Genomic DNA, 21,351 nt, shown 5'->3' with positions numbered 1-21,351 from the left:
ATGAGCGAACAACAAGATAAACATCAGCAACGACAGCAAAAAGTAAAACAACAAGTCGATGAAAAAATTGCCGCGGCGCAGCAAGAGCAGGGCATTTTGCAAGTGATCACAGGTAACGGTAAAGGCAAGTCAACATCTGGTTTCGGCACCGTTGCGCGTTGTGTCGGTCATGGTATGAACGCTGCGGTTGTACAGTTTATTAAAGGAACCTGGGATTGCGGTGAACGCAATTTGCTCGAAAAAGTTGGCGTGCCATTTGCGGTCATGAAAACGGGCTTCACATGGGAAACGCAAAACCGTGAAACCGACACTGCCGCCGCGCAGGCTACGTGGCAACAAGCAAAAGTATGGCTACAAGATGAAAGCATCGACTTGGTATTGCTTGACGAAATTACGTATATGTTGAGCTATGACTATCTAGATTTGGACGAAGTCATAACGGCGCTAGAAAACCGTCCTACCATGCAATCAGTGATTGTAACTGGGCGCGGTGCACATCGACGCCTGACCGAGCTTGCAGATACCGTGAGCGAAGTGCGTAATGTGAAGCATGCGTTTGAGGCCGGCATTAAGGCGCAAAAAGGGTTTGACTACTGATGCTAAAATTCGCCTTATTTATTGTTCTAGGTTTTGCCTTTAGCGTTAGTGCTAAGCCCGCAGAGCGGATCATCGCGCTTGCGCCTCATATTGTCGAAAATCTTTATGCAATAGGAGCTGGGGAGCGGATTGTAGGCACGGTAGCCTATGCAGATTATCCAGAATCAGCCAAGCAACTGCCTCAAGTTGGTGACTATCAAGGTATTTCGGTTGAGAAAATTTTGGCACTTAAGCCTGATCTTATCATTGCGTGGAAAAATGCAAGTCACGTTCCTATGCTTGAAAAGCTCGAAAGCTTTGGTGTTGACGTGATTTATAGTGAAGCGAAATATCTAGATAAACTACCCGATGAGTTGCTACGCCTAGGTAAAATTACTGGCTTTGGAGCCCAAGCTCAGCAACAGGCGGATTTATTTGCTAAACGCTTAAATGAGCTAAAAGCTCAGTATAAGCAAAGCGCTAGCTTAGCTGTATTTTATCAATTGTGGCCATCTCCGCTGATGACCGTCGGAGGCGAAAGTTGGTTACAGCAAGTATTTACTGTGTGTAATGTGAAAAATGTTTTTGCCGACGCCACCACGGACTATCCGCAAATTAGCATTGAGAATGTTCTGTTGAAATCACCACAAGTGATTGTGATCCCTGAAGAAAAGACCAAACAAGAAGTTAAAGCAATTGCATGGCAGCAATGGCCGTCGATCCCTGCGGTAAAGTACCAACAAACTATTTCGGTAGATGCCGATCTGCTCCATCGTTATAGCTATCGTATGCTCGAGGGAATATCGGATTTATGTGGTAAACTCGACGCTTCTCGAAGCCATTATAATATGATGAAAAAAGGTGAAGCATGACAACGTGGAGTGACGTGTTAGGTCAGGAAAAACAACAAGATTACTTTAAGCAAACCATGGATTACGTGGCAGAGCGTCGCGCTCAAGGTATAAATGTATTTCCGCCCCATGAACAAGTATTTGAAGCGTTCAAAGTCACGCCTTTCGATCAGGTTAAAGTGGTGATTTTAGGGCAAGACCCCTATCACGGTCCTAATCAAGCCCATGGTTTATGTTTCTCTGTGTTGCCTGGGATTAAGCCGCCGCCGTCGTTAAATAATATGTATAAAGAGTTGGTGCAGGATATTGACGGCTTTCGCATACCTAATCACGGCTACCTAATTGACTGGGCTAAACAGGGCGTACTGCTGTTAAATACGGTGTTGACAGTAGAACAAGGCCAAGCCCATTCACATAAGCATTTAGGCTGGGAGCGCTTTACAGATGTAGTGATTGAAAGGCTGAATGCCCACAGCGAAGGTGTGATTTTCTTACTTTGGGGCTCACACGCCCAGAAAAAGGGTAAAAGCATAGACACAAGCCGTCACCATGTTTTACACGCACCACACCCTTCGCCGCTCTCAGCACATCGCGGCTTTTTTGGTAGTGGCCATTTCAGTAAAACCAATCAGCTGCTCACACAAATGGGTAAGCAGCCAATCGACTGGCGATTGGCCGAGCTATAGCAGATAAAAACCAAAAAGAGCGCCGTGAAGGGCGCTCTTTTTAGTTAAAATCAAATTCGTCTAAATCAACATTGTCTGCGAAAATATCCAATTCCTGTAGTTCTTTGCGTAGTCGCTGTTTATCTTTTAGCGCTTCAATTTCACGCCATTTTCTTTTTTTGCCCTTAGATGAAGTTTTTTTCCTAGTATCCGGACTTTCTAATAATTCTAATAACTCGTCTAGGGTATCCATGAAAATCTCCTATTGATAAAAACAACCTAAAGTGGCATTTGCTTCGGCTGTTGTTAGCACTACAACTGCAATGACACCGTTGATTTCTTCATACTATTTGGCAAACCTCAACATGAGGAACCGATAAAAGTCTGATAGCTAAAGTACGCTACAAACAACCCCGCGTTGCTTGCTTTTTGTACCAAAACCAGAAAGTAGCGGCATCAATTTTCACTTCAAGTGATATTGATATACCACAGACGGGATAAAAATAAAACACAATTGTGTCTTTTGAGTTAAAACCAAGTGACAGTTTGATGAAGGTCAATTCGGGTGATATCTAGGAGGTGTCAGAAAGGTTTGTATTGAGAGCGATAACAAAAACGCCGCAATATGCGGCGTTTCGAAATCGAATGTTTAAGGCGCTTACAGTGCTTTAAAGCGTGCGACTAGTGTTTCTTGTGCATCGGCAAATGAGCGAATACCTTCAGCAAGCTTTTCTGTGGCCATTGCGTCTTGGTTATGTAACCAACGGAACTCACTTTCGCTAAGCGCAGCAGGTTTTGCTTTAGGCGCAAAGTCAGCCTCAAGTAGGTAATCTTCGTTTGCAGGCATTGCAGCGAGCTCTTCTAATAGAGAAGGGCTAATCGTGAGCTTATCGCAACCCGTTAGGGCTAGAATTTCACCTGTATTTCTGAAGCTGGCGCCCATTACAACGGTTTTATAACCGTGCTGCTTATAGAATTCAAAAATACTACGAACAGATTGTACACCCGGATCTTGTAGTGGGTCAGTTGGTTTTTCTAGGCCGTTGGCAACGTGCCAATCTAGAATACGCCCAACAAATGGTGAGATTAAAAATACGTTTGCATCGGCACATGCACGTGCTTGCGCTTCGCTAAATAGCAGCGTTAGGTTACACTTAACACCTTCTTTTTCCAGTGCTTCAGCGGCTTTAATACCTTCCCAAGTCGATGCAATCTTAATCAAGATTTTGTCTTTGCTTACGCCTTGCGCTTCATATAAATTTAATAGCGTTTTTGCTTTTGCGATAGTCGCTTCGGTATCAAAAGATAAACGTGCGTCTACTTCTGTTGAGATATATCCCGGCACAGAGTTTGCGATTTCTTTACCAATCACAACGGCAAAATAGTCACAAGCAAGCGCTAATTGCTTGTCAGCGTCACTTTCATTGGCTTTGGCATAATCCCAAGCTTCTGTTAGATAAGGCTGATAAGCAGGCGTCTCTGCCGCTTTAAGTAAAAGAGAAGGATTAGTTGTTGCATCCTCAGGCTGTAGCTTGCGGATGGCTTCAATGTCACCGGTGTCAGCGACGATTGATGAATGTTGTTTTAGCCTATCTAATGCTGAAGTCATGTGTTCCTCATTCCAATATTGATAACAGCGAAGTGATATTAGACGCCTTATGTTGCAACACCATTAAATAGCTGAATAGGTCATATGTCCGTATCGGGCGACATATCACACTCGTTATTTAGGGTTATTGTTATATAAGGTCGAGTTGTAAAGCGAAGCTGTACTTTAACAGCGAATTGCTTAAGCCCAAGTGAAAGCGGACAAACACTTGAAGTTACTTGGGGATAGTGTTGAAATTGACATTAATTACTAGCTAAGTCAATAGGCAAACCATGATCACAGTTATCTCTCCAGCGAAAAACCTAGACTATGAAACACCTGCGCCAACCAAGATGCACACACAGCCAGAGCTGCTGGAGCATAGCGAGTCACTTATTCAAGTTTGTCGCGATTTATCACCACAGCAGATCGGTAGCTTAATGAAGATAAGCGACAAGCTCGCGGGCTTAAATGCGGCAAGGTTTGCCGAGTGGTCAGAGCCTTTTACACAAGACAATGCTAAACAAGCTATTTTTGCTTTTAATGGCGATGTGTATGTCGGTTTAGAAGCGCAAAGCCTAACTGAGGCTCATTTAAATTATGCGCAAAATCATTTACGTATCTTATCTGGGCTGTATGGCATCCTAAAACCACTTGACTTAATGCAGGCTTATCGTTTAGAAATGGGTACAAAGTTAAGTAACCCGCGTGGCAAAAACCTGTATGAGTTTTGGGGCACGATTATCGCTGAAAAACTGAATAAGGTCATGGAAGGGGCACAAACACAATACTTGGTGAACTTAGCTTCAAATGAGTACTTTAAAGCGGTAGATAAGAAAGCGCTGAAAGGCGAAATTATCACTCCTATCTTTAAAGATTGTAAAAATGGTCAATACAAAGTCATCAGTTTTTACGCGAAAAAAGCGCGCGGTATGATGGCAAGGTATATCATTGAGAACCAAGTATCGGATTTGGAAAGCCTGAAAGCGTTTGATATTGCAGGATACCGCTTTAGTGAAGAAGCAACGCAAAAGGCCCAAGAACCGGTGTTTTTGAGGGCAGAGCAATGACAACAAAATTATGGGTAGCAGCAGTGTTCGCCGCTGTGTTTGTTAGCGGCTGTAGTGGACATTTTACAACTAGAGTCAGCAATGTGCCTGTCGATTGCGAAGGTGATTCACGTTCGTGTTCTATGAGCTGTCGTAGAGATTACTCGGATCCGATGCAAGTGCAAAACTGTGAGGACAGGTGTTTCCAACAGCAAAACCAATGTCGAGTGGATAGACCAACAGAAGATAAATGGGAAATTACGGACGAAAAACCGACTTATCCCGCTTCCTTCTAATTCACTACGCTACGCGCCTTTGGGTAGGCTCATATAGGCGCGTACGACTCTATCTCTAAATGCTAAATCCGCTGCTTTATCGGCAGCTCTGTATAGCTGGCAAAACCCCTCGGGCTTTCCTGTTTGCAATAAGATGTCATCTAAAGCATCGATGCCAGTTAGGGTCTGCTGCCAGCGAGATACGATAACAGAGTCAGGCTCTGGCAGCTGACAGAGGATTTGCTCAGATAGCCTAAACTCACTGTTGGTAGCGACTTTGATCATATCGTCATTGGCCGCAGCTAACCAAGTAGCGCCTTTTGCGTTGACACAAATTAACGGTAAATAAGGCGCGATGGCTGGAAAGACGGTGTTTTTAAACACCTCCACTTGCCAGTAAGCGCGAGCAATCTTCACAAACTGCTCGAAATTGGTGATGGCTGAAAAGCCTGATTGTGCGATGGGTTTGATTTCAACTCTGGGTTTGTTTGCATTCACCGTATCGTTTGCGGTATCTATATACCAATCTCCCACCAACATCGCATTTTGAAAGTACTCATCGCGTAGCGAACCCCATACTTTTTTGAGCTCGGCATTCTCTTTAAGCATGTAATTTCTGAGCACAGATAAACGTTCTGAATTTTGCTTGAGCTCTGTGGTGACGAGTTTAAACATTTCATCGCGAATTTCTAGGCAGCGACCAAGCGGGTAGGGTTTATCTGAAAAATAACTGTACTTTGGTGCAAGCGTAAGATCGGCTTTGAGACGAAGGTTTGCCAGCTCAAAAGCGAGTAAATCTATTTCCTGTTGTGTCAAAACAAAGCCACTGGGTAGATACTAGATGGCACTAGTATAACCACAGTGGCGAATTTGGCCTATTTAATTGAAGAAATTAAATAACTTAGGATTGCATCAGGCTTAGGATCTCGGCTCGTATCCGGCAGATATTTAGGCCTTGTGAATATACCTTGCTCTACTAACGCGTCCAGCGCATCTAAGTGCGCAATGCCCGTTTTACCGAGATATAAATTATCTAAGCTGCGAGTATTGGCAAGCTGCACTATGTCTTTAAAGCCTTTTAAGTAGAGATGATCTTTAGTAAAGCCACCACCACGGAAAATACGCGTGGTTAGCGCAAAGGCTTCATTGACGTTTAATACACCCGAGTCAGCTAAAAACTCATACACTTGATAGAATTTATCGCCTTTAAGCAGCATGTTAACCGCAATCACCCTAAGCGCTAATACTTTTAATCGTGTCAGATTTATTTGCCCAGATTGATACTCACGATAGATGGCAAGGCCTTCTTGAGTATAGGTATTGCCGGGTAGACCTAAGTGCAGCACTTTAAGTTGCTGAGCGTCAGCATTTAAGGTCGTGAGCAAGTGCACGCCAATTTCATGCTCTATCAAGGCATTGATATCAAGCTCAGATAGCATCGCACTGCTATTTACAAGCAGAAGACGCTTACTATTGTCGACCATTGCTTTGGCAACGAGCTTGCTTGATATAGCGACCTTACAAGGTAAGCCCATGGTCTCAATCGCTTGATTAAAACGTACTAAGGCTTGCTCGGCGGTAATGTCTTTTTTTGGCAAGGTTTCGGTTTCGCGCGCGTGCAGCAAGAAGGTCGCATTATTTATATCGTTGTAATCCGGCTCACCATAATAGCGTAGCGAGTTATACAAAAAGGCTTCGCGACCAATTTGGGTGATCAGTTCGATTTTTGTGGCGTAGCTGTCGATCACTTTACGATATAAATCTTTTACGATCGGATCTTGGATTTTTCCAACGGGCAAGCGATAGAGTTGCTCTTTAAACTCATACGGGTCAATTTTCAGCGGGCGATATTTAAATGCAGGCTGATAATGACGTTTCGAGAAAAAGCGACGTTTCTCTTGGGCGATATTACTTGGGTTAACGTAATGCAGCGTCTCAAGGTTTCTGGCTATACGGTATAGCGCATAGTCCACGTTGATCAGCGCAGGGTCAAGCTGCGACGTTGATTTTGCTTTGCGAAGTGGTTTATAGCAGTGATTTTTAGCAAATGTTTTTGCCGTTTTAGTCAAAGCAACATGCATGTTGCGCTGTAGTTTTTCAAACACCACAGGGAATAATTCGCCACTGTTTTCGTCCATAAAGACTTTTTTCACTTCCAGTGGCACCACTAAGGTGTTATCAAAGTGGCTGGTAATATATTGCGCTTGATAACCATGGCCCTGAAAGACGGTATTTTCTGCACAATCCACCGGCTGGCCTGCCAGCTTTTTCAGTCCCAGCTGCTTTTTCAGCTCATCTAATACGGCGCGAAAACGCAAGGTATCAAGTTGTGCAGTGCCAATATTAAAGGTTGGTGCATAAGGGTAGCTGCGAATTTGATAGTTATAGCTGTGCACATCAAATAGCAAGCAGGCACCAAACTTACGCTCAAGCGTGGTTAACAGCGCACTGAGCACACGGTAATAGGCTGCGTGCTTTGACAAGCTAACATCTATATCTGCATTTGGTAGCGCTTGGCTCCACACTTGTTTTCCCCATGCTTCTTTGTATATCGCAAGCTCTGGCGCACGGTTAAGATCGTATTCGTAACGTGAGTCACGCGCGATAAGCGTGATGGGTAATGATTCAATCATGCCGTCGGTAAACGGATCTTCCTCTTGTAAACGCTCTGCATCGCTAATGGCGAACAAGCCTTTTAGGCTAGCACGGGTGCGGTGGCCTGCGTGTACAGCAGTGGCGACATAAGGCACGTATTCCCTCACTTCGAGGTGAAAAGCACCTTCAGCAAATTGTCCACTGATGGGTTTGCCGGCTTCAAGCGCGGCAATGATGGCTTGTTCAGATAGCATGAGCATCTTCTATTACTTGACGGAATTGGTTTTTGCGATGCGTTACTAGCTCTTTGGCGTGCACCACACTCTCTACAAAATCAATAACTTGCACTTGCAGCTTACAGCGGTTTAAACGGTTAATACGGGTTATCCCGCCAGGCGAGAGTACGTTAACTTCGATAAGCTTGCCGCCTATCACGTCAATGCCAACAAAATACAAACCATCACGCACAAGCTTAGGACCGATATGCTTACATAACGCTTTTTCTTGGTTGGTGAGTTTGTGTTTCACTACCTTGCCACCGGCATGTACGTTGGCACGCACTTCATTTGCTGCAGGCACACGTTTCATGGCACCAATCGGTTCGCCGTTAAGCATTAGGATGCGAACATCACCCTCGTCGGCACCTTCAACATAGTCTTGTAAAATGACGTAGTTGCTGCCTTTACCAGCCTCGTCGCCACCAATATAAAACTCAAGGAGTGAGCTAAAGCTTTGCTTCGCGCGTTTCTCAACGACGATAACACCGCGACCGCCAAAGCCATCAAGCGGCTTTAAGATCATTTTCTCTTGCTCTGACTCAGAGAATATACGCTCTAAATACTCTTTGTTTTTAGATACATGCGTATTTGGAATAAACTCTCTCGCGATGCCTTGGAAAGATGCCGTGTATAGCTTGTTATTAGCAATGCGCAGGCCATCAATGTCGTTGATGATGAAAGTATCATCACGAACAGAGTCTAAAAAGTTCATCGCTAAGGTATCAAGCGGCGGATTAGCGCGCATAAATATTGCGTCAAAACCTGCCAAAGGAAGCTGTACTTTTTTAAACTCAGCTTTGTTGTAAAAGCTCACGAAGTTATCAGATACTTTTTGGCCTGCAACAAATACATCACAGAAGGCACTAGCAACACTTTCGCGAATAGTGAGGTTGTTTACGGTGGTGATGGCAACGACGTGACCGCGCGATACGGCTTCGTGGATAAGTCTTAGCGTGCTGTCGTTTTCAGCTTCTACACGCTCCCAAGGGTACATAATAAAACAGATTTTCACGGGCTATTTTTGCTCAGCAAATAAATTGGCAATATAGCGGTAAAATAGCTTAGACGCTCACGGATTATTTTTATCGACAAGATAAGGAATATCAATCATCTATTGGGCAAGAAGCAGAGCACTGACAGGTGCTCTGCAAGGTGGATATCATACTCTAAAGCGGTTAACTATGTCACTCAATTCGTGACTTGCTCGTGTTAGTTGCTCACTGGTGTTGTTGAGTGAATGTGTGGTATCCAAAGAGTGATGGGTGGAGTCAGAAAGCTGAGCTATTCGCTCATTAACTTCTTGTGCTGCAAGACTCTGCTCGTCGGTGGCTTTGGCGATGTGGGTACTCATATCCGAGATAGCGTCAATAAGGCGCTCAATTTCGGTTAATGCGTTATCGGCAAGCTGTACTTGTTCAACCGTTTGCTCCGAGATTTGTTGGCTAATTTTAACTGCTGCTACGGCCTGCTGCGCTTCTTTTTGCAGTCGCTCGATCATGTTGTGGATTTCATCTGTGCTTTGGCCCGTACGACTTGCAAGGGTGCGTACTTCATCTGCAACAACAGCAAAGCCTCGTCCTTGTTCACCTGCTCGAGCGGCTTCTATTGCCGCGTTTAATGCAAGTAAATTAGTTTGCTCCGCAATACCTCGAATAACATCGAGCACCGATCCTATATGTTGACTCTCTTGCGCAAGGCTCGTTGTGGTCACGCTCACAGATTGAATTTGCTCCGACAGTTTTTTAATGGCGGCGATGGTTTGAGAAATAGTTTGTTTGCCTTTTTCACTGTAATTGCGTGCGTCTGCGGCGGAATGCTCTGCAGTGTCTGCATTGCTACTGATCTCACGAACTTGCATGGTCATTTGTTCGGCAGCCGTGGCGACTTGGCGGCTATTGTCATTTTGCGACTCAATAAATGCCAAGTTTTCTTCGCCAGCCGCTTTTACCTGATTAGCCAGTGTTTCAACTTCTTTAGCGTTATGGGCCACTGTCGCGATGGAATGACGCATCTTCTCAGTATACAAGTTAAAGTATTTGGCAAGCGCGGTTATCTCATCTTTACCGCTTTCGTCGAGTTGTCGAGTCAAATCGCCTTCGCCTTGAGCGATATCTTTCATCATGTCTTTGGCTTGTTGAATGGGGGTGATGATGCTCTTACCTATGATTGCACTAAATGGGAATAGCAAAATAATAAGCACCGCCATCTCAAGTAATAGCAAATTTCGAATGTGTGCAAACTCAGCTTCGATAGTGTCGAGGTACACACCGGAGCCGATGATCCAGCCCCAAGGTGTAAACGCTTTGACGTAAGATATTTTTTCGACAGGAGCTTCTTTACCGGGCTTTGGCCAAAGGTAGGGAACAAATCCCGCACCACTTTTTTCTGCCACTTGTACCATTTCAACGAATAAGCGCTTGCCGGTGGGATCTTTTGATTGGCTGAGATCTTTGCCGTTGAGCTCGCTTTTAAATGGGTGCATCACCATTTTAGGTTGATAGTCGTTGATCCAGAAGTAATTGTTACCTTCGTATCGTAAAGCGGCAACGGCATCAAGGGCTGCGGATTTCGCTTGCGCCTCTGGGAGTTTCCCAGATACATATTGTTGATGAAAGTAAGCCACCAAACTATAGGCATTTTCAACAAGGTTTTGAGTTTTATGATATTGCTGCTTTTCGAGTGCATCATACTGTTGCGATAAGCTTACTGCGCTTTGAAGGATAACGCCGATAATAACGACAATGATAAGTAACGCGAGGCGCTGGAAAATGGTGAGATTTCGAAAAAACTGTTTGGACATAACGCAATCCTTATGTCGTTTTTATTATTGAGAGAAGCAGGCGCGAACGCCTCATCAATTCATACTAATTAATCTTAGTAGTAATAACTTGAGATAGAACAATAATTTCAGTTTTTCTTAGTCTAGAAGAATAAACAATTAGACCAATGGACTAGAACTAAATGTAGAGAAAAGAAGAAGCGCCAGCTCATAGGAAGCTAGGCGCTATTAAGTGTTTACTTAGCTTCAACGTCAAAATGACGATTAAAGAAGTCAGTAATGGTTTGATGCAAGTGGGTTTGTACTTTTTTGCCACGTAAGCTGTGCTTCGAGCCTGGATAAGTCATCATTTCAAATGGCTTAACCTCGTCCTGCAACTGCTTAAATAGTTTCGTTGCATGGGTAAATAGTACGTTATCGTCCGCCATACCGTGATAAATCATCAGCGGGCCTTTTAGTCCATCAGCATAAGGGAACACCGCGCTTTGCTCATAGCCCTTGGCATTTGTATCTGGGTGACCTAGGTAACGCTCAGTGTAATGCGTGTCATATAGAGCCCAATCGGTTACTGGCGCACCAGAGACACCAGCTTTAAAGTAGTCGCCTGCTTTAAACATTGTCATCAGCGCCATATAACCACCATAGCTGTGACCATAAATACCAATACGCTCAGGGTCGACGTACTCTAGCGTACGTAAGAACTCAACGCCTTTAATTTGGTCAGCCACTTCCACTACACCTAAGTGCTTGTAGATTGGATCTTCAAACTTTTTACCACGGTTGTATGAACCTCGGTTATCTAATTGGAAAATCACATAGCCTTGCTGGGCAAGATACTGGAAATACAGGTTTTTGCTACGCCAGCTGTTGGTCACGCGTTGTGCATGAGGTCCGCCATACACGTTCACAATAACCGGATATTTCTTACCGTTTTCAAGCTTTGCTGGCTTAAATAAGCGGTAATACATGGTTTGACCATCTTCCGCTTTAAGCGTGCCATATTCTGGCGTGGCTAGATTGCTCAAATAAGGCGTTAACGGATGTTCGTTATTCAGCGCATTTTCTTCAAGCCAAGTCACAAAGTCACCATTCACTTTGCGTAGCGCAACGGCTGGTGGACGGTTTACAGAAGAGCTTTTATCGATAAAGGTACGGTTATCTTTCGCCAGTACAACACTGTGATAGCTGCCTTTTTCGGTAATACGTTTTGCATCGCCATCTTTAAAAAGTGGTACGCTGTATAGGTGGCTTTCAAGCGGCGTGTCTTTGCGGCCGGAGAAGTATACGATACCTTTTTTCTCATCAATGCCCTGAAGGCTTTCAACAATCCAATCGCCTTTAGTGATTTGGCGCACAAGTTGGCCATTGGTTCTGTACAGGTAAAGGTGCTTAAAGCCATCGCGCTCAGATGCCCAAACGAAATGCTTTTTATCCTTTAAGAATTCAAGGTCAAAGTGTAGGTTAATCCAAGTATCACTGGTTTCGGTTAGGGCGACTTGCTGTTTTTTGCTTTTGGTATCGTAAAAGCGCAGTTCCAGTTTTTGCTGTGAGCGATTTTGCCACTGATATGACAATGTTTTGTTGTCTTTCAACCAGTTTGCACGGGCGATGTAAATGTCTTTATCTTCGCCTAGATCAATCCAATCCACCTTTTGGTCATTGATCTTTACAACACCTAATTCAATCTCAACGTTAGCAGTCCCGGTGTATGGGTATCGTTGGTTGAATAGCTTGACCTCTTCGGCATAGATTTCGTTACGAATGGCTTCTTGAACTGGGCTTTCATCAATGCGTGTGAAGGCGATTTGTTGCTCATCACCCGACCACCAGTAACCCGTCATGCGGCTCATCTCTTCTTGAGCAACGAACTCGGCCATGCCGTTTTTAATTACGCCACCGCCGTCTTTAGTTAATTGCGTTTCTTTACCCGATTTAAGATCAATGGCATAGAGGTTTTGCTCACGAATAAAAGATACAAAGTTACCTTTTGGTGAGAAGCGAGCGTCGGTTTCGAATGCTTCCGTTTCCGTTAGTTTCTTGCTCTTACCTGAAGCGATTTCATAGTAGTACAAGTCGCCATTGAGTGGGAAAAGTAGCGCTTTGCCATCTTTTGACCATTTGTATTCTAAAATACCACGACCAAAAATACGTTGACGCTCACGACGTGCTTTTTCTTCATCTGAGAGGTTCTCTGGGCCAGAAAATAGCGCCGCAGAATCTACCAACAAGCGGTTGGTATTGTCTTTTAGATTGTATTCCCAAAGGTCGTAACGGTTATAGTCTTCTTTTTTACCTTGAAGATAAGTAACACGAGAACCGTCAGGAGAAAATTGCAGTTTTACAGGTGCTTTACCTGAAAGAGACGGGTCGTCAAAAAGTCGCTCTAGCGTTAGTTGCTCTGCGCTAGCGGTGACAGAGGCAAGTGCTAATGGAAGAGCGATGGTGTAGTGTTTAATGCGAGAGTGCACGGTAGCCACCTTGTTATATTTTTAAAGTCTGATTGGATGGTAATGAAGCTACTTTGCAATAGCAACAAATTCGGATAGAGTGCCGAGTAAATCGGATTTAAAGAAGTTCACTATGTCATTTGAATTAGCTAAAGAATTACAACGAGACTGTATCTTAATTACCGAGTGGCCGCTGTGTAGCGTATTGTTAATGAATGATGTTCAGTACCCTTGGTTTATCTTAGTACCTAGGGTTGTGGGCGCGAAAGAAATTATTGATTTACCTGAGTCGCAGCAAGTTCAATTTTGGCAAGAATCGGCCAAGCTCAGTCGTTTGTTACAAGACACCTTTACCCCAGATAAATTAAACGTGGCTGCGCTTGGTAATATGGTGCCACAACTACATGTGCACCACATTGCACGATTTAAAACCGATATTGCATGGCCAAAACCGGTTTGGGGACTCTATCCAGCAAAACCCTATAGTGATGAGGAAGTTGAGCAGCTAAAAGCGAGTTTTGCTTAAAGCCTCAAAAAGGCCATTAGACTGTAAACACATCAAGCGCTTTACAAACTTTTAAGCTCTACGTGTTTTGTGTTTATATCTGAAACTGTTATAACTGAAATTGACTTTTGCCGTTTTAAATCAAGGAGTACGCGATATGAATAAAAGTTTAGTTGTTATTTTGGCAGTATCATTATTATCCGCCTGTAAGGCGACTGTGCCAGAGCCTTATCAAAAAGATCGTGAACCAGAATCCAGAACTGAATATAGTGGTGTGGAAGGGTTGGCGCAGCAACAGCAAGATCAAAATTATCTGATGCGCAAAGAGCTACAAGACAAATGCGATGATGCGAAAGTAAATTTAGCGATTGCTAAATCTGACAAAGCTACAAAAGCCATCAAAAAACACCAAAGAGAAATCAAAGATTATTGTATCTAGGATTAATTACACCATGGTAGTAAGCACTACCATGGTGTGCTCGGTAATTACAGTCCTAGCACCTGCTTACCTTGCTTAAAGGTAACGTCAACAGGAATGTTCGCTTTGGAAAGCTTATCTAGATCTTTTTGTAGTTCCGCTTTGATATCGCCGTGTGTTGCGATCAGTTGGTCTACTTTTTGATAGTCGCCGTCACCTTGTAGCGTTAGGATAAGGTTAGACAGTTTCTCCATCGCTGCGCCCATCTTTTCCATATTCACTTGATATAAACCATCCGTGTTCTTAGAAAACGCGCCTTCTTCTTTAAAGAAGTTAAAGCGGATCATGTTTGCTTTACCGTGCGCACTGGAGGCGCCAAAACGTACTGAGCGGAAGATACCAGCCATAAAGGTGATGTAGTAATCCTCAAGCGTACCTTCGGTGATCTCGCCTTTTTTAAGCAATTGCTCAACCATATATAGGCCTAAGATATCTGCTTTGCCTTCTTCAAGCGCACTGGCGTGTTCTTGAAGTGATTGGCGCACAGTACCTTTACCTGTAATGGTATTTTTAATGCCTAGACCATGGGCCACCTCATGGAACATGGTATTAGCAAAGAAAGCATCAAAGGTGATGTGCTTACGTTGCTCAGGGACGATAAGTTGGTCAGCAATTGGTACTAAGATCTTATCGAATTTTGCGCGCATGGCGTTTTTAAGCTGTAGGCGACGCGTACCTTTTTGGAGTTGCACTTCTTCGTCATTTGGCAGGTTAATCGCAATGGTTTTACTACCCGCGTTTGAATGGCCTGCATAATAAATGACGTCATATGCGTTTAAGTCAGCATCAGATCCAGGCACTTCTTGCTTGTATTTATCGTCAACTGGCAAGCCGGTTTGTAGCTCAGGTAAAAAAGCGGCAAATTTAGCGAGACGCTCACTCCACGCTAAGTCTTTAACCAGAACGTAAGATTCAAAAGCGGCGCGATAGCCAAATAGCTGGTCTTCATAGGTTTCAATTGGGCCAATCACCACATCAATCGGGTTATTCTTCATGTCCATCCAAGCGAAATCAGACGCTTGGTAGCTATTATTGACTAATGCATCTGCGCGCAAGTTTAAGTAGTTTGCAAACTCTTTGTCTTGTGCCAGTTTACTTGCTTGACGTAAAAGCGCTGCGGCTTTATCCAATTCAGCTTTATACGCGGATGAGTAAGAAGTGCTGTATAGCTTGCCGTTTTCATCGCGGCGGATGACAGAGTACAGTCCTGTTTTATCTTTTACATCGGCGTTATTTAGCTCGTCTTTGGTGATGTCGCTTGGGTAAAATTCTGCACCCAGTGCTTTTTCTTCAAAGCCAGAAAGAAAAACTTGGTCGCCATTTAAACGATCCCAAGGCCCATAGTTAATGTCCGCGAATTGGCGTACTTTTTCGTCTGAGATTTTGCTTAGGAATGTTGCTTTGTCTTCGCCGAACGCTTGCTGCCAAAATAAATCATCCATAATAACCGAAGCGTCGATGAGTAAAGCTAACATCTTTTTCTGGTTATCGTTTAAGTGACTTAAGTCTGTTTCTAGTGTTACTGGGGTATAAATATCTAGCCGGTCTTGAGATGCATTAACGAGCTTATAGCCTGATTGTTTAGTATCAGCTTGTGCTTGCTCAGTTTGTGCACTAGGTTTCTCTGAAGAGGTTGATGGCTCAGAGCAGCCTGTTAGGGTGAGGCCTGTTGCAAGCGCGATTGCAACCGAAATCATTGAGTGTTTCATAATGCTCCCTTGTTGTCTTAATTCTGTGGTGATCACCTTACACGATTTTGTATCTCAATACTTAGTTAACTTAGATTAGCATGTGGTATGCAAGTCGCTGTTAACGTGAAAGGTCATCATTTGTGTCCAGCTGTGGGTCATTTTCAGTATTTTTGCGGCAAAGTTTGCCACAATACACCGTATACTATGAATTCTAACTTGCTAATTATTGAGGGTATATAAATAAAATATTATTTTTTTATATTTTCTTAACTTTATCCGAAAGTTAGACAATACTTACGTCATAGATACTAAAAATCAGCAGTGTGACCTCCAGCAAGCAAGTACTTACTTTTACCATAAGCATACGCTTGTAGTCAGGTCTATTATTCAGTTATTAAGGGATTTGGTTTCATGTCTACAGAAAATGCTTTGCTCACGATTCTAACTGACAGAATTAATAACGACACCTTGGTATTGCCGACATTACCTGAGATTGCAGTGCGGGTTAGGCAAGCGGCAGATGACCCTGAAATTAACTTGATGCAGATGGCTGACGTAATTTCTCATGACCCGGCCCTTGCAGCACGTATGATCAAAGTTGCCAACAGCGCTTTTATGGGCCGTTCGGTGAAGGTAAACACCTTAAACCAAGCTGTAACTCGTATCGGTCTCAGACAAATCAAGAATATAGCGACTGCAATGGCGATGGAGCAGCTATTTGTTTCTAATAACAAGCTTATTAAAACTTACATGGACAAAGCTTGGCAGAAAACACTAAAAGTTGCTTGCCAAGCGATAACAACGATGGATTTTTATCTTCGCGTCAATAAGCATACGTCGCTTAACAAAGATACAATCACTTTGGCTTCTTTGGTGTTTAATATCGGTGTTTTACCGATTTTGACAGAGGCTGAACGTCACCCCGAAGTGTTTGCCAATCCAAGCTTTTTGGCTCATGCCATCCAGAAATTAGGCGGCAAAATTGGGGGGGCAATAATGCGAGAGTGGGAATTCACCGATGAGTTTGTTGAAGTCGCAGAAAGCTGGGCAAATCCAAATTATCGGCCTGAACATGTTTGTTATGTCGACTTTATTCGTGTTGGTGCAATTGTAGAAGGTATTTTGCAGGTGTCGGATAAGTCTGCAGCGCTAAAACAGTATGAAGAAAAAGGGGTAATAAGAGAGGTGAATATGTTTGCTGATGACACTTATTTGAATGTACTCGAAGACGTTAAAACAATGTTTGCTTAATCCCTGTACTCAATACGCGGTTTCAGCGCTTTTGTTTGCCGTGAATATAAAGACCTCTGTTGAGGTCTTTATCGTTTAGGGTATAGCCTCGGCCCGAGGCTTTCGAACTATTCTGCTTATCCGAGCACCTGTAACTGAAATCGTTAAGCCACATAAAATAAAACCACCCCCAACGGCTTCCATTAGCATCAATTGCTCATTGAGTAATAGTGCTGAACCTACAATGCCGACAATAGGGATTAATAAAGCAAAAGGCGTCACTGCCGCGGCCTTGTGATTTTTAAGTAGCCAACCCCATATTGCGAATGCAATTAGTGTCGAGATATAACCTACATAGGCAATGGATAGCCAAGACTGTGTTGTAGTGTTTAGTAGTAAGGTCAATGGGGCATCAGTTTCAATAAAATAAGACAGTGTAAAAAGTGGCAATGGCGGCACTAGGCTTACCCAGACAATAAAGTGGAGTAAATTAACGTCTTGCAGGCGCTTCATAATGAGATTTGAAAACGACCAAAATAATGCCGCGAATAGAATGAGCACCGCGCCCAATATTGTCGTTGACCCAGAGGAGTTGATAAAAAACAAACTAAAGCCAAACGTTGCGATGCTAATCCCCACCACTTGAAAGCGATCCATGGTTTCCTTTAACAACAAAACACTTAGCAAAACCGTGAAAATGACTTGGGCTTGTAGCAGCAAAGAAGCAATGCCGGCTGATGCGTTTGACTCCATCGCAATAAACAGCAAGCTAAACTTAAGCACACCTAAAAATAGCCCAACCCCGAGCACGTTCCATACCGATGTGTTAGGAAAAGGAATGAAGAATACTGCAGGGATCGCGACTACCAAAAAACGCAAGCCTGAGAATAAAATAGGAGGCAACTCTGCTAGGCCAAATTTAATGACCGAAAAGTTAAGCCCCCAAATGATCACTACCATCAAAGCCAATGAAATGCTTTTTACATTCACGCGCGTCAAACTCCGTTTAATTGTACGAGTTACCGTTTTCGGGTATCGGGACTACCGGCGTAAACTGTCTTCGATGCCTGAAATTCAGGTTAGCAAAGCGTTACTGCCAAAGCCGAATTCCTATCATGCCATTGAAGAGTAAATAAAGCGCGACAAATGCGTTGGTTAGGGCAAATAAAGTGGCGAGTCAGTAACTATACGCTCGCACTTGAGTGCGTGCAGTCCGCTCGTTATTGGCGCAAAGCGACCTTGTGAAGATAGCGTATTGAGCTGGATAAAGAAAAATTGATAGCCATACCCGCTATCAATTTTTCGTACCCAGAGGCCAACAGGCCCTAAGTGATTAATACTAAATTAAGACTCTAGGCCTTCGTCGTCACCAAGACCTTTGGTTAGATCTTCTAACAACTCTTTGATTTCTTCCGATACCAAAATAAAGTCGGCATCAAGTTTAACGGCTAGATCTTCTTTAGGGATATCTGCATTTTGGTCTTTAAGTGCTTCTGCATAGCTTAAACGTTTTAATGTGCCATCGTTTTGTAAAACGAACTTCACGCGCTCACGCCAATCTAACGCGAGTTTAGTCACACGTTTACCGTTTTCTAGGTGCGTTTTAATTTCGTCTGATGAAAGGTCATGTTGTTTTAACTTTACTTGAGCACCGTTGTCGTCTGGCTCTTGCAACTCAGCGTCGGTGCCTATTGCAAAGCCTTCAGGTGCACTAAACTCGGTGAGCCAGTGTGTTAGCTGTAAGTCTAAATCATAGTTTGCAAACGCAGGTACAACAGGAAGCGTGCCCAGAGACTTACGCAGTAGTGCAAGTAGCTCTTCCGCTTTATTGAAGCTGGCACTATTTACAATCACCCAACCTGATTTTTGGTCGATAAAAGCAAATTGCAGGCTCGATTTTTTAAACGCTTGAGGCAATAAAGTGGCTAGGATATTTTCCTTGATATCGTCTTTTTCTTTTTTCTTTACTGGACGATTTTCTTGTTGCTCTATTTGCTCAATTTTTTCGGCGACCATTTCATTGACTACGGCTGCAGGAAGCACCTTTTCTTCGCGCTTAGCACAAACTAAGATACTGTCTTGAGAAAAATGTGAAAGCATCTGACCATGTTTACCGAAGGCTTTTGTCCAGCCAAAAGTGGTCATGTCTTGGCTACCACAAGGACGAAAAATATCCTGCTCGAGTGCTTTTTCGAAATCTTCTTGTGCGTAAGTTACATCTTGTTTGAATTTGTAGCAGATTAAGTTACTGAACCACATAGAAATATGCCCGTCTGGAATAAAATTGCGGTCATCATAGCAAAAAGGTCACAGCTTGTATTCCACTAGATGATGTTTGATGGTGGGGGAGATATCTTGCGCCAATACGCCACTTTGCAGCCTGACGTATTGGACGGTTGTTTTGTTCTAAACTTGGTTAGCTAAACATCGCCATTGGTTTTTGTAAGTCTTTTGGGAAACTGATGTAGTAGGTGAGGCCTTTGCCTTCTTCACTATTTACTTCGATATCCCCATTCAAGGTTTGTTTTACGAGGTTTAAGGTAATATGGGTACCAAGCCCACTGCCACCTTGATCGCGTTTGGTCGTAAAGAAGGGGTCAAACAAACGGTCTAGTTGGGCCTTACTTACGCCCTTACCGTTGTCTTTGTAGACGATGTTTACCATACCATTGTCTTCTTTAATCTTAATATCTATTTGTCCTTGGTCTTGATTTTCAAAACCATGGATCAAAGAGTTCATGATAAGATTAGTGAATATTTGGCTAATTGCCCCAGCTGGTAAATTTAGCGTCATGTCTTCAGGGCACTCAATATTCACTTGATGATGAGTTTTCTTCAATTTTGGATGTAATGAGCGGATCACTTCACCGAGGTATTGCTTCAGGTTAATGGTGCGAACCGCTTCGCTGGCCTGATCGACTGCAATTTGTTTAAAGCTTGCGACAAGCTCCGATGCGCGGTCTAAATTGGTGGTAAGTAGGCTAGCACTTTGCTTTGCTTCACTAATAAATTCTTCTAACGCTTTTGGTGATAAGGTTTTTCCGTTGTACGCCGCCTCAAGCTGATCTAAACGTTCCTGTAAGAACGACGTCGCAGTCACGCCGATACCAACGGGCGTATTAATATCGTGCGTAATACCGGCAACGAGACCACCAAGTGCCGCCATTTTTTCAGAGCCCACTAGGCGCTCTTGTGCCATATTCAGCTCATCTACGTATTTCTCAAGCTCTTTTTGTTTCGTTAGTAGTTCTTCTTCTGTTTGTTTTCTTAAATCAATCTCTTCTGTGAGCGTTAACTTCTGCTTTTCTAATTCATATTTTTGTTGCTGAAGATCCATCATCGCTTGGCTCAGGTTTGAGGTTTTACGTGCGACTTCTTGTTCCAACTGAATATTATGTTGATCGAGCTTTTCATTGCTGATCAAAAGCTCTTTTTGAGTTTGGTCGAGTTTTTTACGATATTCAGAGACCTTATCAATTAGCTTATTGAATGCCTCTTCCATGATCTTTAGTTCATTGCGCTCTTTTGCGCCGATATCTATTTTATGGCCATCAACGTTGTCGACCTCAAAGTCTTCAATTTGCTCGGTGAGGTCGCTTAATGGCTCGGTAAGTAGCTTTCTGAAGGCAATTAAAAACAGAATAATCAAGAATGTTGTCTTGATCATCGCATTACCTATCAAAAAGTAGATAGAGATCATGATGCGACTAAAGACCACCTCTCGGCTAGAAAATAATGTTACGTCGCCGACTTGCGTTGCGCGTCCCGAGAATTCAAAAATCAACGGAAACGTATAACCAAACAAACCGGATGGCGTATCTTCGATTATTGCTTCTTCTTGAACAAGCTGTTGGCTATACAGCTCGTGAATATCTAGTGAGCGGCCAAGCTGTGAAATAATTTCGCCGCTGTCATCACGTACAATAATTCCTTCGATCATGGGGATCGCAAGTAGCCCCTCAGCCGTAGTAACAGTCTGCTTCGTATTGAGTTCCCATATGGCACGGGTCAAACTGCGGCTAAAGGTTTTTTGCAGCATAGTAAGTTCATTGCGAATATAGTCTTTAGTATTGACGTATTCGGCAACGATTTGACCACATGTGACGACAAAGGTTAGAAGGAAGTAAACCGACAGCACATTGGTGAGCAATTTTTTTGAGAGGCTTTTTTGCAGCATGAATTAAGCTGAGCTCCTACGGTAAGTTCATCGCCTTTGTATAATCTGTTTTTAAAGTTAGCCAATAAATGGTTAAAAATAAATAATTATCTTCATTAATTATGCTTTTTAGCGCCTTACCTAGGAAAGTTTAATGTGTTATAAGATAGCGATATCCAGTGACCGTT

General features: G+C 43.3%; 19 protein-coding genes. 8 read left to right on the top strand and 11 right to left on the bottom strand.

From position 1 onward, the window contains the following. The 3 genes from cobO to ung are packed head-to-tail and all read left to right on the top strand — an operon-like array spanning window position 1 to window position 2,113. Entirely contained in the window at window positions 1–597 is a 597-nt protein-coding gene (gene cobO, locus GSF04_RS18780) for a cob(I)yrinic acid a,c-diamide adenosyltransferase (RefSeq protein ID WP_045987675.1), read from the top strand. Further along, on the top strand, window positions 597–1,448 hold the full coding sequence (locus GSF04_RS18775) for a cobalamin-binding protein (RefSeq protein WP_211858357.1): 852 nt from the start codon (window positions 597–599) through the stop codon (window positions 1,446–1,448). The genes cobO and GSF04_RS18775 overlap by 1 nt, the downstream gene beginning before the upstream one ends. Next, complete coding sequence (gene ung / locus GSF04_RS18770) at window positions 1,445–2,113, top strand: uracil-DNA glycosylase (RefSeq protein ID WP_211858356.1); 669 nt, start codon at window positions 1,445–1,447, stop codon at window positions 2,111–2,113. Before GSF04_RS18775 ends, ung begins: the two co-directional genes overlap by 4 nt. A gap of 40 nt (window positions 2,114–2,153) precedes the next feature. On the opposite strand, the gene GSF04_RS18765 is transcribed toward ung, so the two are convergent. Together GSF04_RS18765 and tal are read right to left on the bottom strand one after the other, a co-directional pair. Next, on the bottom strand, window positions 2,154–2,345 hold the full coding sequence (locus GSF04_RS18765; protein WP_010606112.1) for a DUF3545 family protein: 192 nt from the start codon (window positions 2,343–2,345) through the stop codon (window positions 2,154–2,156). Window positions 2,346–2,750: 405 nt separating this feature from the next. Further along, window positions 2,751–3,701: a transaldolase gene (gene tal, locus GSF04_RS18760; protein ID WP_174169852.1), complete on the bottom strand. Its 951-nt coding sequence runs from the start codon at window positions 3,699–3,701 to the stop codon at window positions 2,751–2,753. Window positions 3,702–3,973: 272 nt separating this feature from the next. Between tal and yaaA the strand changes: the two genes are divergently transcribed. Further along, on the top strand, window positions 3,974–4,750 hold the full coding sequence (gene yaaA / locus GSF04_RS18755) for a peroxide stress protein YaaA (protein WP_211858355.1): 777 nt from the start codon (window positions 3,974–3,976) through the stop codon (window positions 4,748–4,750). Continuing rightward, window positions 4,747–5,025 carry a hypothetical protein gene (locus tag GSF04_RS18750; RefSeq protein ID WP_130163554.1) on the top strand — a complete coding sequence of 93 codons (279 nt, stop codon included), beginning with the start codon at window positions 4,747–4,749 and terminating at the stop codon, window positions 5,023–5,025. Before yaaA ends, GSF04_RS18750 begins: the two co-directional genes overlap by 4 nt. A 9-nt stretch (window positions 5,026–5,034) precedes the next feature. Here GSF04_RS18750 and GSF04_RS18745 read toward each other — a convergent pair whose 3' ends face one another. From GSF04_RS18745 to GSF04_RS18725, 5 genes are all read right to left on the bottom strand, one after another. Then, the gene (locus GSF04_RS18745) at window positions 5,035–5,820 is read right to left on the bottom strand and encodes a hypothetical protein (RefSeq protein WP_211858353.1); all 786 of its coding nucleotides are present in this window, start codon (window positions 5,818–5,820) and stop codon (window positions 5,035–5,037) included. 59 nt (window positions 5,821–5,879) lie between these two features. Beyond that, window positions 5,880–7,859 carry a flavohemoglobin expression-modulating QEGLA motif protein gene (locus GSF04_RS18740; RefSeq protein WP_211858351.1) on the bottom strand — a complete coding sequence of 660 codons (1,980 nt, stop codon included), beginning with the start codon at window positions 7,857–7,859 and terminating at the stop codon, window positions 5,880–5,882. Beyond that, window positions 7,843–8,871, bottom strand: coding sequence for a glutathione synthase (gshB, locus tag GSF04_RS18735; protein ID WP_017216381.1), 1,029 nt, complete (start codon window positions 8,869–8,871; stop codon window positions 7,843–7,845). The genes GSF04_RS18740 and gshB overlap by 17 nt, the downstream gene beginning before the upstream one ends. Before the next feature lie 165 nt (window positions 8,872–9,036). Then, window positions 9,037–10,677 carry a methyl-accepting chemotaxis protein gene (locus GSF04_RS18730; RefSeq protein ID WP_211858349.1) on the bottom strand — a complete coding sequence of 547 codons (1,641 nt, stop codon included), beginning with the start codon at window positions 10,675–10,677 and terminating at the stop codon, window positions 9,037–9,039. Between the two features lie 215 nt (window positions 10,678–10,892). After that, the gene (locus tag GSF04_RS18725) at window positions 10,893–13,124 is read right to left on the bottom strand and encodes a S9 family peptidase (RefSeq protein ID WP_211858347.1); all 2,232 of its coding nucleotides are present in this window, start codon (window positions 13,122–13,124) and stop codon (window positions 10,893–10,895) included. Between the two features lie 112 nt (window positions 13,125–13,236). Here GSF04_RS18725 and GSF04_RS18720 point away from each other — a divergent pair, with 112 nt between their 5' ends. Both GSF04_RS18720 and GSF04_RS18715 read left to right on the top strand, forming a co-directional pair. Then, window positions 13,237–13,629, top strand: coding sequence for an HIT domain-containing protein (locus GSF04_RS18720; protein WP_211858344.1), 393 nt, complete (start codon window positions 13,237–13,239; stop codon window positions 13,627–13,629). Between the two features lie 136 nt (window positions 13,630–13,765). Beyond that, window positions 13,766–14,047 carry a hypothetical protein gene (locus tag GSF04_RS18715; RefSeq protein ID WP_010606121.1) on the top strand — a complete coding sequence of 94 codons (282 nt, stop codon included), beginning with the start codon at window positions 13,766–13,768 and terminating at the stop codon, window positions 14,045–14,047. A gap of 47 nt (window positions 14,048–14,094) precedes the next feature. Here the strand turns inward: GSF04_RS18715 and GSF04_RS18710 are convergent, their stop codons facing one another. Beyond that, the gene (locus GSF04_RS18710) at window positions 14,095–15,795 is read right to left on the bottom strand and encodes a Zn-dependent hydrolase (protein ID WP_211858343.1); all 1,701 of its coding nucleotides are present in this window, start codon (window positions 15,793–15,795) and stop codon (window positions 14,095–14,097) included. 393 nt (window positions 15,796–16,188) lie between these two features. Here GSF04_RS18710 and GSF04_RS18705 point away from each other — a divergent pair, with 393 nt between their 5' ends. Then, window positions 16,189–17,028, top strand: coding sequence for an HDOD domain-containing protein (locus GSF04_RS18705; RefSeq protein ID WP_017216375.1), 840 nt, complete (start codon window positions 16,189–16,191; stop codon window positions 17,026–17,028). A 75-nt stretch (window positions 17,029–17,103) separates the two neighbouring features. Here the strand turns inward: GSF04_RS18705 and GSF04_RS18700 are convergent, their stop codons facing one another. The 3 genes from GSF04_RS18700 to GSF04_RS18690 all read right to left on the bottom strand — a co-directional run bounded on the left by GSF04_RS18700 (window position 17,104) and on the right by GSF04_RS18690 (window position 21,184). Further along, on the bottom strand, window positions 17,104–17,997 hold the full coding sequence (locus tag GSF04_RS18700) for an EamA family transporter (RefSeq protein WP_211858342.1): 894 nt from the start codon (window positions 17,995–17,997) through the stop codon (window positions 17,104–17,106). 354 nt (window positions 17,998–18,351) lie between these two features. Next, window positions 18,352–19,266 carry a recombination-associated protein RdgC gene (gene rdgC / locus GSF04_RS18695; protein ID WP_010606126.1) on the bottom strand — a complete coding sequence of 305 codons (915 nt, stop codon included), beginning with the start codon at window positions 19,264–19,266 and terminating at the stop codon, window positions 18,352–18,354. Between the two features lie 157 nt (window positions 19,267–19,423). After that, on the bottom strand, window positions 19,424–21,184 hold the full coding sequence (locus tag GSF04_RS18690) for a HAMP domain-containing sensor histidine kinase (protein ID WP_010606127.1): 1,761 nt from the start codon (window positions 21,182–21,184) through the stop codon (window positions 19,424–19,426). Between the last annotated feature and the right edge of the window lie 167 nt (window positions 21,185–21,351).

The sequence above is a fragment of the Pseudoalteromonas sp. A22 genome (genome assembly GCF_018141345.1).
GTDB classification, from domain to species: Bacteria; Pseudomonadota; Gammaproteobacteria; order Enterobacterales; family Alteromonadaceae; genus Pseudoalteromonas; species Pseudoalteromonas maricaloris.
This window is presented reverse-complemented; position numbering and strand designations above follow the sequence as displayed.

Coding starts and splice junctions, on each gene's coding strand:
- GSF04_RS18730 (WP_211858349.1), bottom strand. CDS start 10,677: ATGTCCAAACAGTTTTTTCGAAATCTCACCATTTTCCAGCGCCTCGCG.
- GSF04_RS18705 (WP_017216375.1), top strand. CDS start 16,189: ATGTCTACAGAAAATGCTTTGCTCACGATTCTAACTGACAGAATTAAT.
- yaaA (WP_211858355.1), top strand. CDS start 3,974: ATGATCACAGTTATCTCTCCAGCGAAAAACCTAGACTATGAAACACCT.
- tal (WP_174169852.1), bottom strand. CDS start 3,701: ATGACTTCAGCATTAGATAGGCTAAAACAACATTCATCAATCGTCGCT.
- GSF04_RS18750 (WP_130163554.1), top strand. CDS start 4,747: ATGACAACAAAATTATGGGTAGCAGCAGTGTTCGCCGCTGTGTTTGTT.
- GSF04_RS18715 (WP_010606121.1), top strand. CDS start 13,766: ATGAATAAAAGTTTAGTTGTTATTTTGGCAGTATCATTATTATCCGCC.
- GSF04_RS18775 (WP_211858357.1), top strand. CDS start 597: ATGCTAAAATTCGCCTTATTTATTGTTCTAGGTTTTGCCTTTAGCGTT.
- GSF04_RS18740 (WP_211858351.1), bottom strand. CDS start 7,859: ATGCTCATGCTATCTGAACAAGCCATCATTGCCGCGCTTGAAGCCGGC.
- rdgC (WP_010606126.1), bottom strand. CDS start 19,266: ATGTGGTTCAGTAACTTAATCTGCTACAAATTCAAACAAGATGTAACT.
- GSF04_RS18690 (WP_010606127.1), bottom strand. CDS start 21,184: ATGCTGCAAAAAAGCCTCTCAAAAAAATTGCTCACCAATGTGCTGTCG.
- gshB (WP_017216381.1), bottom strand. CDS start 8,871: ATGTACCCTTGGGAGCGTGTAGAAGCTGAAAACGACAGCACGCTAAGA.
- ung (WP_211858356.1), top strand. CDS start 1,445: ATGACAACGTGGAGTGACGTGTTAGGTCAGGAAAAACAACAAGATTAC.
- GSF04_RS18765 (WP_010606112.1), bottom strand. CDS start 2,345: ATGGATACCCTAGACGAGTTATTAGAATTATTAGAAAGTCCGGATACT.
- GSF04_RS18710 (WP_211858343.1), bottom strand. CDS start 15,795: ATGAAACACTCAATGATTTCGGTTGCAATCGCGCTTGCAACAGGCCTC.
- GSF04_RS18720 (WP_211858344.1), top strand. CDS start 13,237: ATGTCATTTGAATTAGCTAAAGAATTACAACGAGACTGTATCTTAATT.
- cobO (WP_045987675.1), top strand. CDS start 1: ATGAGCGAACAACAAGATAAACATCAGCAACGACAGCAAAAAGTAAAA.